Source organism: Mycobacterium lehmannii (assembly GCF_001499925.1).
In the GTDB taxonomy this organism is placed as follows: domain Bacteria; phylum Actinomycetota; class Actinomycetes; order Mycobacteriales; family Mycobacteriaceae; genus Mycobacterium; species Mycobacterium lehmannii.
This window is the reverse complement of the sequence record NZ_LQIR01000001.1, coordinates 168,152-184,857: the sequence shown is the minus strand read 5'-3', so window position 1 is coordinate 184,857 and position 16,706 is coordinate 168,152. Positions and strand designations below refer to the sequence as shown.

Below are 16,706 nucleotides of genomic sequence, written 5' to 3'. Positions count from 1 at the left end.
CTGTATTTACGATTGCTCGGTGCTCTCATCGCGTTCGGACGCGTCGCTGTCCTCGGTTTCTTCCTGGGCGTCGCCTGTCGGCTTCGGTTGCAGCGCGACACTGCGCGTGCGCGGGATGATCTCCGACGGTTGATCCTCGGCCGGAGCGAGGTGCACGACGCGGCCCACCGCACGACGTAACCCCGGTGGTCCTTCCTTGCGAATGAAGTCGCCGATCCGGCCGGCCCGGTAGCGCAGCGGCGAGCCGATGAACTCACCCAGGACCACGCCACTGCCCAGGGCGAGCGCGATCGCGATCGCCGACATCATCTGGCGGATTCCGTTGTCGAAGTTGCCGTCCACGGCAAAGGAGAACACCGCGCGAAACACCGCCAGGCCCGGCAGCATCGGCATGATGCCCGCCGTGGCCGTCACCAAGGCAGGCGCTTGTCGACGGATCGAGATCAGCGTGGCGACGAGACCGACACCGACCGCGGCGGCACCACTCGCGAACACCTGACCGAACCCGGCGTTGCCCAGGGCGATCAGAACCGCCTCGGCGAGTCCGGCTGCCAGCCCTGCGGTGAGGATCGCCCGCAACGGCGCATAGCTCGCCACGGTCAGGCAGGCGCCCGCCAGCGCCGCGCCGAACACCGCGACCGCGATCCGTACCGCCCCGCTCGGCGCGATGAACGATTCGGTCGCATCGACATGCAGCGAGATGGTCACTCCGGCGATCTCGGCGATCTGCAGGCCGGCGAGGATGCCCACCACGATCCCCGACGTCAGCAGCACCGCTTCCCCCAACCGGGCGACCGAAGTGAGCATGTAGCCGGTCACCGCGTCCTGCATCGCGCCGACGAACGTCAAACCAGACAGCAGCACCACGATGCCGGTGGCCACCATGACCGTCGGTCCTATGTCGGCATACAAAAAAGCCGCCACGGCGACCGAGGTCGCGATCGCCGCGCCCGCGACGTGTTGGAAGAAGAACGGTGTACCCCAGCGATTCAGCCGCCGCCCCACCTGGTCGATGACCCCCGACGTGACTGCGGCCAGGATGCAGGTCAACCAGCCACCGCCGAGAAGCATGGCGATGCCCAGCGCAAAACCCGCCCAGCCCGCGGTCGCGAGCCACCGTGGGTAGGGGTGCGGCCGTTCGGTCAACTCGTCCATCGCGTCGTGCGCTTGATCGACCGTCACACCGCCGGAGGTGATCCGCTGAACCAGACGGTCGAGTTCGCCCAGTCGCGTGTAGTCCGTCGACCGAGCGTGCACTGCTCGAACGATGGTGACGGGCGGGCTGTCCGCGGTCGGCAGAGCGGACACGATGACGGTGGTGACGAAGATGTCGACGACACAGTCGGTCAGTCGGTATGCCTGGGCGACGTCCTGGGCGGTCGCGACGACGTCGGCGGTGCCCGAGCCCGAAGACAGCATCACCTCGGCGAGGCGGATCGTCAGATCGAGCACCTTGCGGGTGTGCAGGTCGCCCATCCCGTCGGAACGGCGGCGCCGCTGACCCGCGACGGGCGCCGGATCGCGCGGGCCGCGCAGCGCATTGCGTAAGCCGCGGCGGACGCGGCCACGCGGTGTTCGGTCTAACGGCATCGACGTGAACGATACTGACGCGCGGGCATCATGGCCCAGGCGGCTAATCCCGCTGCGGCGCCCGACAACACATGCCAGAGGCCGTGGTACTGCCACAGGCTGTCGGGCCGGCACAGCGGCGAGCCCGTGCGCCCGGCGGCATAGGCGGCCAGGCCGAGCGCGAAGACCGCTGCAGCCGCGACCCACACCGAGCGCCGCCCTCGCGCGCTGCCGATCACCCCGATCACACACACCCCCGCAAGCGCGACAATCGGCCAGTCGTGTACCGGTCCCGCCCAGGGCGGCTGGGGTCCGTGGAAGACGAAGCTGCCGAAGCCGACGGCGACCAGCGCCACTCCTGCGGCTCCCGCCAGCACCGCTCTGCCCCGTATGGCCCAGCACAGGACGGCTATCCCCACGGCGACGTACGCCAGGCTGGTGAGGGCGAGGACGGGTTGGCCAAGCATGGCGTCGCCGATGCGTTCGCAGTCCGAGCGTCCGAAGGCCGCCGGGGCGGTCCAGGCCTGCATCCAACTCACGATAGCCGCCGATGGTGTTGGGCAAGCGAGCCGAACGTATTCGTCTGTGCCACAGCCGCATTCTGCGGGCATCCACCGCCCATCGCACGACGCCAAGAGTGGCCAGATTCCGTTGAATCTTGGCTACTTTGCCACTAGTCGGGCATGCCGGAACCGGGCACTGTCAAGGCATGCGTACCGAAGACATGGCCACGCTCGCCGACGCGAAAGCCGACGTGGACAGCTGGGCTCTACCCGATACCGAAATCTGCTCGGAAGCACTGCGATACGTCATCGACGTCTCCCCGGATTTCCTCATCAACCACTGTGTCCGCAGTTATCTGTTCGCGCGCGAGATCGCCTCGGGCCAGGGTATGCGCAGCGGTACCGACTACGACGACGAACTTGTCTTCCTCGCCTGTCTCCTGCACGACCTGGGGGTCACGGATGCCGGCAGGGGTGATCAGCGGTTCGAGGTCGAGGGGGCCGATGCGGCGGCGGACTTCCTTTGCCGACAAGGGCTTTCGGCCGATCGGATCACGACGGTGTGGCAGGCGATCGCACTTCACACCAGCGCCGGGTTGGCGAACCGGTTCGGGCCCGACCAGTCGGTGGTCTTCAACGGAATCGCCCTCGACATCAACGGCGTGGACAAGCACCTGCTCTCCCCCGGCTTCGCCGACCGGGTTCACGCCGCGTGGCCACGTCACGACCTGGGGTACGCGATCGCCGACGCCGTGGCCCGCGATGTGCGCCTCAACCCGATGAAGGCTCCCCCGTTCTCGTTTCCCGCGCACCTGCACGAACTGATCAATGGGTCGACGTTCTCGTTCTTCGATTTCGTGCGCGCTTCCGGGTGGGGCGACCAGCCTTTACGCGGCGACTCGAGTGCCCCATGACGCCGATGCATGCACAGATCGTGTTGTTCGACGGCTTCGACCCGCTCGACGCCGTCGCCCCGTACGAAGTGCTCGTCGCGGGCAGCGACTTCGTCGGAGGCGAACTGGAAGTCGAGTTCGTCTCGGCCGAGGGGCCGCGGCCGGTAGTCAGCGGTTCGCGGGGACTGACGTTGGAAGCGACCGCCCGACTCGACCCCGCCAAGCCGGGTTTCGTGATCGTGCCCGGCGCGGCAGGCCCTGTCGACGGCGACCCCGATGAGGGCGTCGCGACCATTCCTGTCCTGCTCGCGCGCTTCGGCGATACCGCCGCGGTGCCGATGATGCGTGAAGCCTTCGCAAATCCGGACATCACGGTCGCGACCGTATGCGGTGGGTCGCTCGCGCTGGCGATGGCGGGCCTGCTCGACGGCCGCCACGCCAACACCCACCATCTCGGTGTGGACGTGCTCGACGCGACAGGCGTATTTCCGGTGTCGGCCAGGGTCGTCGACGACGGTGACCTGGTCACCGCAGGCGGCGTCACGTCGGGGCTGGACCTCGCGCTCCATCTGCTCGACCGAAGCTACGGTCCGCGCATCGCATTGGCCGTCGAGGAGTTGTTCGCCTACGAGCGGCGGGGCACCGTCTGGACCGACACCGGCCGCGCGCCGAAAGCCTCGGCATGACGAGCGTCGTGGGCGACTGGGATGTGCGCATCAAGACACCGGTCGGAGCCTTGGAAGTGGTTTACAGCTTCGTCGAACAAGACGGTGCGATCACCGGCACTGCGCAGAGTAAATCCGAAAACATGTTGCTGAGCGACATCACCGTCGTCGAAGATGTTGACGGACAACGGGTCACATGGCGGCAGACGGTGACCAAACCGATGAGCCTCAAACTCGAGTTCGATGTGCAGGTGCGTGGTGATCATCTGGCTGGTCACTCGCGTGCCGGACGCCTGACGCGCTCGGCAGTCGCCGGGGTGCGACGCACCTGACGGCCGACCGTGTCAGCCGTCTTCCGGCGGTGCTACGTTCGCCTGCCATCGCCTGCCATCGCCTGCGTCGCTGTTCGTCGGTCTGCTCCCACCACGGCGGTGAGCCCCGCTCGCCCAATGCGACCTTGACCGCGTGCACACCGGCCCGCGCGGTCTTCTCGTCTGCAGTTCCCTTGGTGCGGCGCACTTCTCGGCGCCATGCCATGAGTATCCGGGTCAACTCCGCGCGCCGATTCTCGGGTATGGCCGGATCGGTGGCGCGCCACCGGCGACCGTTGATGACGAGGAAGTGGCCGTCATCGGTCAGCTGGGGCTCACCCATCGGCCGATACTAGCTCCGACTAATCCTGCTTTACGGGCACGGCCCGGGGATGAACAGTGACCAGCACCAGCCCGGCGGAAGGGGTGGGGTGAAGCCGGGCGGTGGCGGTGGCGGCGGTGGTGGCGCCTCGCCTTCGAAGATGTTCTGCGCCACGTTGCCCTGCCCGTGGTAGACGTACCAATACGTGTGGCACACGTTGTTGTCCCATACCACCGGATTCACCCGCAGATTCCCGGTCTGCACCGGCGGATCACCCGGGCACCACCGGCAGGGCCCTGACGGATTCTCGTCCGGACATCCGGGCCAGGCTTGCTGCGGCGTCGGCCCACCGGGCAGCGCTTGGGCCGTGCCCGCCAGCGACCCGAAGCCGGCGCTCGTGATCGCGAATGACATCAATGCCGCGCCGAGGATTCGCTTCGATGTGTGAGGTGTGGTCATGTTTCGCCCTTGCTCGGTTCGGCGCTCGATGGCCGTCGTCGAGGCAAGTACACGAGATCCGGTCGGCTACCGATCCCAACTCCGCGGTTTCCGTGACAAGGGGTTCGGGTATCGCTCGGCGAGACCATCGCCGACTAGGAGAGAACTGATGAGCTCACCCGAACAAGCCTCCGACGACGCGAGCCAGGGTGAGGGCGCGGACCAAGGCGTCCCGCCGACGGCTCCCGCGTATTCGTCGCCGCCGCCCGAGGGAATCCCTTCGGCCGACGACAAGGACGGAGCCGACTAGCAGGGGCGGTGCCGGATCACGACCCCCTGCGCAGATCAGCGAGCGAGTTCTGCACACCGCCGTCCATGCGGATCTGGATACCGGCCACCGCCAGCATCACCGCCGAGGTCACCAGATGCACGATCGCGTCGGTGATGTTGTTGGGGAACGTGAACACGTACGCCACCTGGTGCGAGAAGAACGCCCAGATGCCCGGCAACGCCCCCGCCACCGCCGCCACGAGCAGATACAAGACCGACCACGACTTGCGAAACGCGAACACCAGTCCCGGTCCGAACAGGGCGAGACCGGCGACGGCGTGCCAGCCGTTGTAGTCCATCCCGAGTACCTGCGCAGTCGGTGCGCCCGGGCCTGTCGCGAAGCTCGGCTCCACAATGAAGCCGATCACCGCCTGGATGACGTGGAACGCGGCGATGACCAGCAGGCCGACCTGGGCGAAACTCCACTTCACGGCGACACCCTTCTGGTTGTCGATACCCCGGTGAATACTACGCTCGGTAGTAGTGCCTTGTTAAGGGGTCGAGTGCAAAATCCCGCCGGGCGGCTCGCTCGCTCCGTCGCTAACCTGTCCGGGTGGCAGAAGTGCTGTCGGTGAACGTTGCGCGAGTGCGGGTCAATCCCGATGCGCCGTCGAGGTCGACCGGTATCGACAAGGTCGCCGTGCTGGACCGGGTCGCGGTGCGCGCGCCGGGACCGATGCGCTGCGGCCTGGGCAGCGGACTCGTCGGCGACACCATCGGCCATAAGAAGCTGCACGGCGGCGACGATCAAGCCGTCTACGCATACGCGCGAGAAGACCTCGACGACTGGGAAAGTCGACTGGACCGCCGGTTGACCAACGGCATGTTCGGCGAGAACCTCACCACCACGAACGTCGACGTGACACAGGCGCGCATCGGTGAACGTTGGCGCGTCGGCACCGACGGTCTCCTGCTCGAGGTTTCGGCGCCGCGCACACCGTGCCGCACCTTCGCCGCCTTCCTGCAGATCGACCGCTGGATGAAAACCTTCACCACAGCCGCCAAACCCGGTGCGTACCTGCGCGTTATCTCACCGGGAACGGTGGGCTTAGGCGACGAGATCTCCGTCGAGTACCGCCCCGACCACCAGGTGACCGTCGAGTTGGCGTTCCGCGCAAGGATGTCCGACGCGTCGTTGCTTCCACAGCTGCTCGCCGCCGACGCGTTGTCTGCCGAACTCAAGACCTACGTCCGCAAGCGCCTGTCGACCAACGGCAAATAGGCACCACCGCGGTCCGCCGGCGGAACCGTGACGCACCCCACGCTTCGGTAACGGGGCCGCTGCCGGTGCCGACATAACCGTCAGCAGCGGCTACGCGCGGCGGGTGTCCCGTATCGCGGCAGGTGTGAAGCAGCAGCGCCTGAACCGGCAGCCCCGACCCGGCTCCGGTCCGCCCATCCGCGATGACCGCTCGGCGGTATCCCTCGACCAGGAAGTTCACAGCGATGACATTGCGACACAGTTGGGCGCGCCGCATGATGGCCGGCGCGCTGGCGGCCCTGCTCATACCGGGCCTGGTCGCGGCGGTGGGTGGCACGTCCACCGCAGCGGCATACTCACGACCGGGCCTTCCCGTCGAGACCCTGATGGTCCCGTCGGCCGCCATGGGCCGCGACATCCCGGTCAAGTTCCAGGGCGGTGGCCCGCACGCGGTCTATCTGCTCGACGGTTTGCGGGCGCGCGATGACAACAGCGGCTGGGACATCGAAACCGCCGCGTTCGAGAACTACTTCGAATCCGGTTTGTCGGTCGTGATGCCGGTCGGTGGCATGTCGAGTTTCTACACCAACTGGCAAGGACCCGCGGTCGGCAACGGCGGGCGCTACTCCTACCAGTGGGAGACCTTCCTGACGTCTGAACTTCCGGCGTATCTGTCCGCCAACAAGGGCGTCTCGCCCAGCGGCAACGCGGTGGTCGGCCTGTCCATGTCGGGCAGCGCGGCGCTGATCCTGGCGGCCTACCACCCCGGCCAGTTCCGCTACGCGGCATCGTTGTCGGGCTTCCTCAACCTCTCCGAGGGCATCTGGCCGCTGCTGGTCGGCGTCGCGATGCGCGATGCGGGCGGATTCAGCGCCACGGCGATGTGGGGCCCGCCGGGAAGCTCGGCCTGGAAGCGCAACGACCCGACGGTCAACGTCGGCAAGTTGGTGACCAACGGCACCCGCATCTGGGTTTACTGCGGCAATGGCGTCCCTTCCGAACTCGGTGGCGGCGGCGACATCGCCGGACAGTTCCTCGAAACCATCACGCTGGACAGCAACAAGAGCTTCCAGCAGGCCTACGAGGCAGCCGGTGGAGGCAACGGCACGTTCAACTTCCCCGCCAACGGCACCCACGGATGGGGCTACTGGGGTTCGCAGCTGGCCGCGATGAAGGGCGACATCCAGGCCACGCTGGGCGCCTGAGCTCGCTGACGCCACTGGGCGACCGCCTCGTGCGGTCGCCCAGTGCGCGTTGGAGACAATCACGGGGTGACGCAGCAGCCGCGACCGACCATTCCCGCGCTCTTGGCGCATGCTTGCCACGACTTTGGAGACCACACCTATCTGGTCACCCCGACGGACCGACTCACCTACCGCGAGGCGCACGAGCGCTCGGCGCGCATCGCGCGGTGGCTCCTAGGGCAAGGCGTCGGCAAAGGAACCCGCGTCGGCCTGTTCTTCCCCAACGGAGTGGACTGGGTGCTCTGGTGGTTGGCGGCCTCCCGCATCGGCGCGCTGGTGGTGCCGCTGAGCACGCTCTACGCCCCGGTCGAGATCGCCAAAGTCGCTCGGCTGGCCGACGTCGCGCTGATCGTCGCTCCCAGCCGCGTGCTGAGCATCGATGTCGCCGACCGGTTCGAAGCGGCCTGGCCGGAGTTGACGACCCAGCGGGGCGGAGGGTTGGCCATGACGGGCGCCCCGTACCTGCGTCGGATCGTGTTCGTCGACGGCCCGGTTCCCCCTTGGGCCACACGGTGGGGCGGCGACGCCGACGGCCTACCTGGCGAGCTACTGGCCGCCGCGGAGGCCGAGGTGAGCCCCGCCGATCTGGCCGTTGTCATCCACACGTCGGGCTCGACAGCGGACCCGAAGGGCGTCATGCACACGCACGGCACCCTCGTGCGACAGACGTCGACATGGCCGAATGCGATCCGCGCGGTGTCCAAAAGCGAAGGCGCAGTGCGGATTCTGTGTGCGATGCCGTTCTTCTGGGTCGGCGGGTTGCTCGCGGCGACCGGTGCGCTGCACGAACCCGTCACGGTGCTCGCCATGCCGAAACTGGACGCCAAGGGTGCACTCGATCTGATCGAACGCGAACGGGCAGCTGGAGTCGTCGGATGGCCCGCGTTCACCCAGCGGCTCCGTGAACATCCGAGCTTTCCCGGCCGCGATCTGGCCTGCGCGCCGATGTTGCGCGACGGACCGCTCGACATCGCGATGGTCGACGTACCCGACGGATATCCGGTCCACCGCACCATGTCCGAGACCGCGGGCGGGTTCGCATACACCGACATGTGCATCGTCGACGACGACGGCGCACTGGTTCCCGACGGACAGGTCGGCGAACTGCTGATCCGCGGCATCGGCGTGATGGCCGGCTACAACAAACGCGAACGGTCGGAGACCTTCGACGAAAACGGTTGGTACCACACGGGCGATCGCGTCTACCGAAGACCGGGCGATCCGCGGCTCTTCTACGTGGGCCGGACCACCGACATGATCAAGGCCGCCGGGGCCAACGTCTCACCGCTCGAGGTCCAGGCGGTCATCGAGGAATCCCCTGCCGTGGCACAGTGTCTCGTGCTCGGAATCGACGACCCGCAGCGCGGGGAGCAGGTGTGCGCAGTCGTCGTCCCCACCGCTGCAGGTGTCGACATCGACGCGTTGGCCGCCCACGCCCGCGCGCACTTGTCGACATACAAGGTGCCGACCCGCTGGGTGCTGGCCTCCAGCGACCAGATCCCGATCCTGCCCAGCGGGAAGTTCGATCGCAAGACGCTGGCCATCATGATCGTCGACGGCGTCCTTGAATCGGTTGTTCGGTGACCGAGATGGGTGATCGCCGAATTCATCGCCCGCACAGGGTGATCAGAGCCCGAACTGGTCATCGATGATGCCGAGCCACACCTGAGCCGCGTCGATCGCCACCTTCTCGCTGATGAACGCGTGCTGGGTGCCGGTGTACATGTCGCGGAAGGCACGTTCCAGGCGGCTGCCCTCGCGGATCGCACTGGTGCCCGCGGCCAGATGTGCCCACTCCGCGCACTGACGAGCCACGTCGGTGGCGTACACCGCGGCCACCCTCATGTCCGCGCGCAGGGTCGGCGTGAGGTCCTCACCGGCCGCCACACTGGCTTCTGCCGTTGCGAACGCATCGAGCACCAGCAGCCGCGCCGCCCGCCACGCCGCGACGTGATGGGCCAGCCCTTTCTGGAAGGTCGGCCGGCTCGCCAGCGACGCCATGTCGCTCATCCGGAACTTCGTGGCGGCCAGCTCTTCGACGTCGTCGAGCATGCTCTTGGCGACGCCCAGCGCCCACGACGCATGCCCGGCGGCGGTGACGGGCATCATCCCCATCCGCGTCGCGGGCGACGATCCGCGCAACGGCTCTCGGGTGAACAATGCGAACGTGCGCTCGGCGGGAACGAACACGTCCTCGACGCTGTAGTCGTAGGAACCCGTCCCCTTGAGCCCTTGCACATGCCAACCGTCGTTGAAGCTGACCTGCTCACGCGGCAGGATGGCGATCTGCATGTCCGGCACACCTTCGCTGACCCAGCGCATTTCGGTCCCGTCCATCGGCAGGAACCCCGCGGCGACATACTGCGCATGCCCGATCCCTGAACCGAAGCTCCACGACCCGGTCAGCCGGTAACCACCGGGCACGGCGGTGCCTTGACCGTTCGGGAAGAACTGCCCGCCCATCGTGACCTGATTGTCGTGGGTCGTGAACACCTCGGCGAATCCCGCGTCCGGCAAGTACGCGGCGGCAGCGAACGACGACGGCAGGTTGGCGATGCCGATCCAGCCGAAAGACCCGTCCTGCCAAGCCATCTCAATCCAGGTCTCGATCATCTCGGCGAACGATGGTTCGCTGCCGCCGGCGGGAGCGGGGTTGAACGCCGTCATCAGCCCGGTGTCCCACATCGCCTCGACCACGGTCGGGCTCAGCGTGCGCAACCGCTCCGACTCGCCGGCCTCTTTCTGCACGATCTCGCGCAGCGTGCGCACCCGTCCGGCGATTCCCTCGGCGGCTTCCAATGTCGACGTCATCAGTCCTCTTTATCAGCGATCGTCGCGGCGCACATACACTTCGGCCGTGCACGTCACCGCGCTCAACATCGCCCCGGGTCGCCGGCTGCCGATGCGCTCCGTCGGTGAGGTGGTCGCCGAGGCGGGAACCGGCCTGGTCGGCGACCGCTACCACGGCACCCGGCATCGTCACGTCACCGTCCAGTCACAGGAGCTGCTGGATCGTGCGGCGGTCGATCTGGGTTACGCGTTCGACCAGGCCCAGACCCGACGCAACGTGACGGTGGACGCCGGTGAGATCCCGACCAGACCGGGCACGCGGCTGCTCATCGGCGATGTGCTGGTGGAGGTCGTGCGGGTGTCGGCCCCGTGCCGCCTGCTCGACGACTGGATCGGTGCCGGCGCCGCCGCAGCGCTGCGCAGGCGCGGCGGCTCGGCCTGTCGCCTCCTGACCTCGGGGACGATCCGGCTCGGGGATCGGGTCGAGGTGCTGACCGACTCAGAGTCCGAGTGACGTCGCTCCGCTCACGTTCACTTGATGATGCGAACCAGGTAGGGCGCCATGTTGGTGGTCCGCACCGGTGACACGGCGACGCCCGAGTCGGTGGCCTCCAGCATCTGCCCGTTGCCCAGGAACAGCGCGACGCTCTGATTTCCGTTGGGGCCGTAGAAGATCATGTCACCGGGCAGCGCCTCGGAGGGCAACACCTTCTGCCCGACGTTGTACTGCGCGCCCGAGGACCGCGGCAGCTTGACCCCGATACCGGCGAACGAATAGACCATCAGGCCCGACGCGTCGAAACCGACGGTGCTGAGCGCGGGATCCAGGCCGACGATGTGGCCTTCGCGGTCGAGTCCGGCGACGTTCTCGGGCGTGCCGCTGCCCTTCGTCGGCCCGTTGGCGTCTCCCCCGCCGTAGGAGAAGGGGACGCCTCGCTGCGCGAGACCGCGCGCGATGACGAGGTCAACCGCCTGCTGGTTCGCCGCGGAGCGGGAGGATGGTGCGGCGACCGCCACCCCAGGGATGGCCACCAAAAGGGTGACACCGATCACCAAGGCGTAGATGCGTCTCATGGTTCGTTTGCTCTTTCTTCGTCTGCGCGCATACCGATGGCGCTGTAATCACTTGTACGCGTGGTTTGCTCGTGACGCCAATTCGCGCCTGGCTCAGCGTCAATGAGATGCAGTACCGTAACCGAACAGTGATTACCTCCCTTTGTTGCGGCGTCCGGCGATGATCGAACGGATCGCAGTGGTCGGCGGCGGCATCCTCGGCGTTGCGGTGGCCCGCGAGATCGTGCGGCGTCGTCCCGATTCCGATGTCATGCTCTTCGAGAAGGAAAACCGTCTCGCTTCGCACCAGACCGGCCGCAACAGCGGGGTGGTGCACGCGGGTCTGTACTACCAACCCGGGTCGCAGAAGGCCGTGCTCTGTCGTCGCGGGGTGAGCCTGCTCGAAGAGTTTTGCGCCGAGCGCGGGATCCGCCGGATCGCTTGCGGCAAGGTCCTGGTCGCGCTCACCGACGAGGAGAAGGACAGGCTCGCCGACATCGAACGGCGGGCGTCGGCGAACGGTGTCCCCGGGGTGCGGATCATCGGACCTGAGGAACTGCTTGAGCTCGAACCCAATGTGCGTGGCATCGCCGCGCTGCACTCCCCGTCGACCTCGATCGTCGACTACGCGGAGGTGACCAGGGAGCTTGCCGCCGACGCCACGAAGGCCGGTGCGAAAGTCCTTCTCGGACACGAAGTGACCGGCCTACGGGTGGGCGACTCCGACGTGGTGGTCAGCACCCGTACGGAGGGAATCGGCGACCAGGCCCGGTTCGACCGGGCCGTCGTGTGCGGTGGCCTGCAGAGCGACCGGCTCGCCGAAATGGCCGGGGACGGCCCGAATCCAGTGATCATGCCGTTCCGGGGCGAGTACTACGCGCTGAAACCCCATCGGCGCGATCTCGTCAACGGTCTGGTCTATCCCGTGCCCGACCCGCGCTATCCGTTTCTGGGTGTGCACCTAACCCCGCGCGTGGACGGTCAGGTGCTCATCGGACCCAACGCGGTGCTCGCGCTGGCACGTGAGGGTTACACCTGGGGCACGGTGTCGTTGCGCGATCTGGGCGCGATCGCCTCGACGCCCGCTTTTTGGCGGTTCGCCAGGCGGCATTGGCGCACGGGTGTCCGCGAGGTGTCCGGTTCGCTGTCCAAGCGGCGATTCATCACCGCCGCCAGGGCCTACGTCCCGTCGTTGCGTGACGAGGACGTGGTGCCCGGTACCGCCGGCGTGCGGGCCCAGGCCCTCGACCCCGACGGCGGTCTGGTCGACGACTTCCGGATCAGCGTGTGCGGCCGCGTCGTGGTGCTCCGAAATGCGCCGTCACCGGCGGCGACCTCCGCGCTGGCGATCGCCGAGCGCATCATGGACACCTTCGAGGCGTCGACGTGACGCCTCCCTGCTGATAACGCCATCCCCGGCAAAGGCCGGGTCGTACTGTGGGGGCATGGCCATCATCGAAACGGACGCCGCGCCTCAGACCCCGTTCGACCAGGAGGTCGCTGCCACGCAGCGGTACTTCGACAGCCCGAGATTTGACGGCATCATCCGCCTCTACTCGGCCCGCCAGGTCGCCGAGCAGCGCGGCACGATCCCCTCCGACTACATCGTGGCGCGCGAGGCCGCCACGGCCTTCTACGAGCGCCTGCGCGAACTGTTCGCACAGAAGAAGAGCATCACCACGTTCGGCCCGTACTCGCCGGGCCAAGCCGTGACGATGAAGCGGATGGGCATCGAGGGCATCTACCTCGGCGGCTGGGCGACGTCGGCGAAGGGGTCGACCACCGAAGACCCCGGCCCCGACCTGGCCAGCTACCCCCTCAGCCAGGTTCCCGAGGAGGCCGCGGGACTGGTCCGGGCGCTGCTCACCGCCGACCGCAACCAGCAGTACCTGCGGCTGCAGATGACCAGCGAACAACTTGCGGCAGCGCCCCCTCCCGTCGACTTCCGCCCGTTCATCATCGCCGATGCCGACACCGGCCACGGCGGAGATCCGCACGTGCGCAACCTGATTCGCCGGTTCGTGGAGGCGGGGGTCCCTGGCTACCACATCGAGGACCAGCGGCCGGGCACCAAGAAGTGCGGCCATCAGGGCGGCAAGGTGCTGGTGCCCTCCGACGAGCAGATCAAACGGCTCAACACCGCCCGCTTCCAGCTCGACATCATGCGGGTGCCGGGCATCATCGTGGCCCGCACGGACGCCGAGGCGGCCAACCTGATCGACAGCCGAGCCGACGAGCGCGACCAACCGTTCCTGCTCGGCGTGACGAACCTCAAGGTGCCGTCGTACAAATCGTGTTACCTGGCGATGATGCGGCGCTTCTACGAGGCGGGCGTCACCGAACTCAACGGCCATCTGCTCTACGCGCTGCCCGAAGGCGAGTACACCACTGCAAACGCCTGGCTGGACCACCACGGCATCGGCGAGGCGGTCGCCGAGGCCGCCTCGGAGTACCGGGACCGCCCCGACGGCGAGATCGACGCGATCTTCGACCGGGTCGAATCCAAGGCCGTCGACGCCTGGCAGCTCGACGCCGGCTTGATGACCTACGGCGAGGCGGTCGCCGAGCTGCTCGAGTTCCGCGAGAGCGAGGGCGAGCAACTCGACATGAGCGTCGCGGAGTGGCGGGCGTTCGCCGAGCGCGCGCCCCTCTACACCGCGCGCGAGAAGGCCAGAGAGATCGGAGCGGCGGTCGGCTGGGACTGCGAGCTGGCCAAGACGCCGGAAGGCTACTACCAGGTTCGCGGGGGAATCCCCTACGCGATCACGAAATCGCTTGCCGCCGCGCCGTTCGCCGACATCCTGTGGATGGAGACCAAGACCGCCGACCTCGCCGACGCACGCGAGTTCGCCGAGGCGATTCACGCCGAGTTCCCGGAAAAGATGTTGGCCTACAACCTGTCCCCCTCGTTCAACTGGGACACGACCGGTATGACCGACGACGAGATGCGGACCTTCCCCGAGGAACTCGGAAAGATGGGCTTCGTCTTCAACTTCATCACCTACGGCGGTCATCAGGTCGACGGTGTCGCGTCCGAGGAGTTCGCCACGGCGCTTCGCCAGGACGGCATGCTGGCGCTGGCGCGGTTGCAGCGCAAGATGCGCCTGGTCGAATCGCCCTACCGCACACCGCAGACGCTCGTCGGCGGGCCGCGCAGCGATGCCGCGCTGGCGGCGTCGTCGGGCCGCCTGGCGACCACCAAGGCGATGGGCAAGGGTTCGACCCAGCATCAGCATCTGGTGCAGACCGAGGTGCCCAAGAAGCTTCTCGAAGAGTGGCTGGCGATGTGGGGTGAGCACTACAAACTGGACGAGCGGCTGCGGGTGCAGCTGCGCCCGACCCGGCCCGGGTCAGACGTGCTGGAACTGGGCATCTTCGGCGAGCGTGACGGTGAGGACGAGAAACTCGCCAACGTGATCGTCGACCCGATCAAGGACCGCCACGGCCGCAGCATCCTGACGGTGCGTGACCAGAACACGTTCGCCGAGAAGCTGCGCCAGAAGCGGTTGATGAGCGTCGTGCACCTGTGGCTGATCCACCGGTTCAAGCCCGAGATCATGTACTACGTCACGCCGACCGAGGACAACATCTATCAAACCGAGAAGATGAAGTCGCACGGCATCTTCACCGACGTGTACCAGGAGGTCGGCGAGATCATCGTGGCTGACATCAACCAGGCGAGGATCGAGGAGTTGCTGGCCCCCGATCGCGAGGCGCTGGGCCGGTTGATCCGCAAGGAGGATTAGGGCGCGCTGACTTCCCGCGTGGGCCTGCGGCGGACCCGTGCCTCTTGCGCGGGCCTGCGGCGGACCCGTGCCGTCTCGCGCGGGCCTGCGGCGGACCCGTGCCCTCTCGTGCGGGCCTGCGGCGGACCCGTGCCCTCTCGCGGACTTGGTGGGCGCAGCGCCCACCTATCAGCGAAAAAGTCGCTGGGAGCGAATTTTTCGCTGTGAGGTGGGCATCGAAGGTGGTGCTGACCGCTCGACGCTGGGAGCGAAAATTTCGCTGTGCGTTGGAACGCGCGAGAGTGCCTCAGCCGCCCGGCGGCGACCAGTGCACGACTTTCATCGCGGTCATCTCGTCGAGCAGTTCTGGGCCGAAGCCGAAGCCGTTACCGCTTGCGCGGCGCGGTTGCGACGCCCCGCCGGGCGCTCCGCCGAACACATCGTTGATCTTCACGGTGCCCACCGGTAGAGCTCGCCACGCCTCTTGAGCGTGCCCCATGTCGGCGGTCAGCACGGTCGCGGCCAGGCCGTAGCGGTCGTCGGCCGCTTCACGCAACGCGGTGTCGAAGTCCGGAACCACTCGCACCGGGGCCACCGGACCGAAGGTCTCCTCACAGAACACCAACATCTTCGCCGTGCAGTCGGCGAGCACCGTCGGCGGGTAGAACGAACCGGGCCCCGGCTGCGGTGCGCCGCCCGCCAGGACCCGCGCACCGTTGGCAACCGCGTCGTCGACCTGGTCTTGCACCACGTCGCGCTGACGCCTGTCGACCAACGGCCCGATCCGGTCGGCCCAAACGTCCGCTTGCGTTGCCAATTCGTCGAGAAAGGCCTCGGCCAGCGACTCGACCACGAAGACCCGCTCCAACGAAACGCAGATCTGCCCCGCGTTGGCGAACGCGCCGAGCGCGGCCTGCTCGGCCGCCCACCGCGGGTCCACGCCCGCATCGACGACCAACGCGTCGTTGCCGCCGTTCTCCAGCACCGTCTTGGCCCCGCGTTCCGCGCACACTCGAGCGATCGCCGTGCCGGTCGCGGTGCTGCCCACGTGCGCCACTACGTCGACGTCGGCCACCGAGGCAAGCTGGGCGCCGACCGATCCGTCACCGTCGAGGATCTCCAGCACACCGTCGGGAAGTCGCTCGGCCAACAATTCGGCGAATCGCCGACCGGTGGCCGGACACCGCTCACTTGGCTTGTGCACCACCGTATTTCCCGTCACCAGCGCCGCGCCCAGCAGGCCGGCCGCGACAGCGACCGGATCGTTCCACGGGGTGAGTACCGCAACGACGCCGCGCGGCTCGGGGAGCATCAGATCGGTTGCGGACCAGGAGCCGTGCAGGCTGCGGCCGCGATGCAGCGGGCCGAGTTCGGCGTACTGCACCAGCGTGCCCGCGCCCGCGTCGACTCCGCCCAACGCGTCGTCGCGGGTCTTGCCGGTCTCACGTTCGTTGAGCTCGGCCAGCTCGTCGGCCGCGGCGCGAACCGCTGCGGCCGCCTTGGTCAGCGCGGCCGCGCGTTCGGCGGCGGGGGTGCGCGCCCACCCCGGCGCGGCTGCGCGGGCTCGTCTCACGGCTTGGGCGCAGCTGCAGGCATCGGTGATCGGAATCCTGCTGACTTCGTCGCCAGTGCGGGGGTCCAGAACGGTCATTTCCATGGTCT

Annotated in this window: 17 protein-coding genes and 1 pseudogene; 10 read left to right on the top strand and 8 right to left on the bottom strand. The window is 67.6% G+C overall.

What is annotated here, in order from left to right:
- Nucleotides 1–6: 6 nt before the first annotated feature.
- Together AU192_RS00895 and AU192_RS00890 are read right to left on the bottom strand one after the other, a co-directional pair.
- Nucleotides 7–1,590: a threonine/serine exporter family protein gene (locus AU192_RS00895; protein WP_064393822.1), complete on the bottom strand. Its 1,584-nt coding sequence runs from the start codon at nucleotides 1,588–1,590 to the stop codon at nucleotides 7–9.
- Nucleotides 1,581–2,099, bottom strand: coding sequence for a hypothetical protein (locus tag AU192_RS00890; protein WP_064393821.1), 519 nt, complete (start codon nucleotides 2,097–2,099; stop codon nucleotides 1,581–1,583). Before AU192_RS00890 ends, AU192_RS00895 begins: the two co-directional genes overlap by 10 nt.
- 179 nt (nucleotides 2,100–2,278) lie before the next feature.
- On the opposite strand from AU192_RS00890, the gene AU192_RS00885 reads away from it, so the two are divergent.
- From AU192_RS00885 to AU192_RS00875, 3 genes are read left to right on the top strand one after another with little or no spacing between them, the layout of a single operon-like run.
- Entirely contained in the window at nucleotides 2,279–2,986 is a 708-nt protein-coding gene (locus tag AU192_RS00885; RefSeq protein ID WP_082694863.1) for an HD domain-containing protein, read from the top strand.
- Between the two features lie 5 nt (nucleotides 2,987–2,991).
- On the top strand, nucleotides 2,992–3,651 hold the full coding sequence (locus AU192_RS00880; RefSeq protein ID WP_064394163.1) for a DJ-1/PfpI family protein: 660 nt from the start codon (nucleotides 2,992–2,994) through the stop codon (nucleotides 3,649–3,651).
- Nucleotides 3,648–3,962, top strand: a complete 315-nt coding sequence (locus tag AU192_RS00875; RefSeq protein ID WP_064393819.1) for a hypothetical protein — start codon at nucleotides 3,648–3,650, stop codon at nucleotides 3,960–3,962. The genes AU192_RS00880 and AU192_RS00875 overlap by 4 nt, the downstream gene beginning before the upstream one ends.
- Before the next feature lie 49 nt (nucleotides 3,963–4,011).
- Here the strand turns inward: AU192_RS00875 and AU192_RS25860 are convergent.
- Nucleotides 4,012–4,284: pseudogene (locus AU192_RS25860) on the bottom strand (hypothetical protein); the annotation flags it as partial.
- 30 nt (nucleotides 4,285–4,314) lie between these two features.
- On the bottom strand, nucleotides 4,315–4,722 hold the full coding sequence (locus AU192_RS00870) for a hypothetical protein (protein WP_233151497.1): 408 nt from the start codon (nucleotides 4,720–4,722) through the stop codon (nucleotides 4,315–4,317).
- A 148-nt stretch (nucleotides 4,723–4,870) separates the two neighbouring features.
- Between AU192_RS00870 and AU192_RS25610 the strand changes: the two genes are divergently transcribed.
- Nucleotides 4,871–5,011 carry a hypothetical protein gene (locus AU192_RS25610; protein ID WP_158220791.1) on the top strand — a complete coding sequence of 47 codons (141 nt, stop codon included), beginning with the start codon at nucleotides 4,871–4,873 and terminating at the stop codon, nucleotides 5,009–5,011.
- A 16-nt stretch (nucleotides 5,012–5,027) separates the two neighbouring features.
- On the opposite strand, the gene AU192_RS00865 is transcribed toward AU192_RS25610, so the two are convergent.
- Nucleotides 5,028–5,462 carry a DUF4383 domain-containing protein gene (locus AU192_RS00865; protein ID WP_064393817.1) on the bottom strand — a complete coding sequence of 145 codons (435 nt, stop codon included), beginning with the start codon at nucleotides 5,460–5,462 and terminating at the stop codon, nucleotides 5,028–5,030.
- Between the two features lie 131 nt (nucleotides 5,463–5,593).
- On the opposite strand from AU192_RS00865, the gene AU192_RS00860 reads away from it, so the two are divergent.
- The 3 genes from AU192_RS00860 to AU192_RS00850 all read left to right on the top strand — a co-directional run bounded on the left by AU192_RS00860 (nucleotide 5,594) and on the right by AU192_RS00850 (nucleotide 9,060).
- Nucleotides 5,594–6,253, top strand: coding sequence for an MOSC domain-containing protein (locus tag AU192_RS00860; RefSeq protein ID WP_207544899.1), 660 nt, complete (start codon nucleotides 5,594–5,596; stop codon nucleotides 6,251–6,253).
- A gap of 224 nt (nucleotides 6,254–6,477) precedes the next feature.
- Nucleotides 6,478–7,437, top strand: a complete 960-nt coding sequence (locus AU192_RS00855) for an esterase family protein (RefSeq protein ID WP_064393815.1) — start codon at nucleotides 6,478–6,480, stop codon at nucleotides 7,435–7,437.
- A 66-nt stretch (nucleotides 7,438–7,503) separates the two neighbouring features.
- Nucleotides 7,504–9,060 (top strand): class I adenylate-forming enzyme family protein, encoded by a 1,557-nt coding sequence (locus tag AU192_RS00850; protein ID WP_082694862.1) that lies wholly within the window; start codon nucleotides 7,504–7,506, stop codon nucleotides 9,058–9,060.
- A gap of 42 nt (nucleotides 9,061–9,102) precedes the next feature.
- On the opposite strand, the gene AU192_RS00845 is transcribed toward AU192_RS00850, so the two are convergent.
- Nucleotides 9,103–10,287 carry an acyl-CoA dehydrogenase family protein gene (locus tag AU192_RS00845; RefSeq protein WP_064393813.1) on the bottom strand — a complete coding sequence of 395 codons (1,185 nt, stop codon included), beginning with the start codon at nucleotides 10,285–10,287 and terminating at the stop codon, nucleotides 9,103–9,105.
- Between the two features lie 46 nt (nucleotides 10,288–10,333).
- Here AU192_RS00845 and AU192_RS00840 point away from each other — a divergent pair, with 46 nt between their 5' ends.
- Complete coding sequence (locus tag AU192_RS00840) at nucleotides 10,334–10,780, top strand: MOSC domain-containing protein (RefSeq protein ID WP_064393812.1); 447 nt, start codon at nucleotides 10,334–10,336, stop codon at nucleotides 10,778–10,780.
- 17 nt (nucleotides 10,781–10,797) lie between these two features.
- Here AU192_RS00840 and ripD read toward each other — a convergent pair whose 3' ends face one another.
- A complete protein-coding gene (gene ripD, locus AU192_RS00835) occupies nucleotides 10,798–11,340 on the bottom strand; it encodes an NlpC/P60 family peptidoglycan-binding protein RipD (RefSeq protein ID WP_064393811.1) in 543 nt (180 codons plus the stop codon).
- Nucleotides 11,341–11,500: 160 nt separating this feature from the next.
- On the opposite strand from ripD, the gene lhgO reads away from it, so the two are divergent.
- Together lhgO and aceA are read left to right on the top strand one after the other, a co-directional pair.
- A complete protein-coding gene (gene lhgO, locus AU192_RS00830; protein WP_064393810.1) occupies nucleotides 11,501–12,709 on the top strand; it encodes an L-2-hydroxyglutarate oxidase in 1,209 nt (402 codons plus the stop codon).
- Nucleotides 12,710–12,764: 55 nt separating this feature from the next.
- Complete coding sequence (gene aceA, locus AU192_RS00825; RefSeq protein ID WP_064393809.1) at nucleotides 12,765–15,065, top strand: isocitrate lyase ICL2; 2,301 nt, start codon at nucleotides 12,765–12,767, stop codon at nucleotides 15,063–15,065.
- Nucleotides 15,066–15,351: 286 nt separating this feature from the next.
- Here the strand turns inward: aceA and AU192_RS00820 are convergent, their stop codons facing one another.
- Nucleotides 15,352–16,695, bottom strand: a complete 1,344-nt coding sequence (locus AU192_RS00820; RefSeq protein ID WP_064394162.1) for an aldehyde dehydrogenase family protein — start codon at nucleotides 16,693–16,695, stop codon at nucleotides 15,352–15,354.
- Between the last annotated feature and the right edge of the window lie 11 nt (nucleotides 16,696–16,706).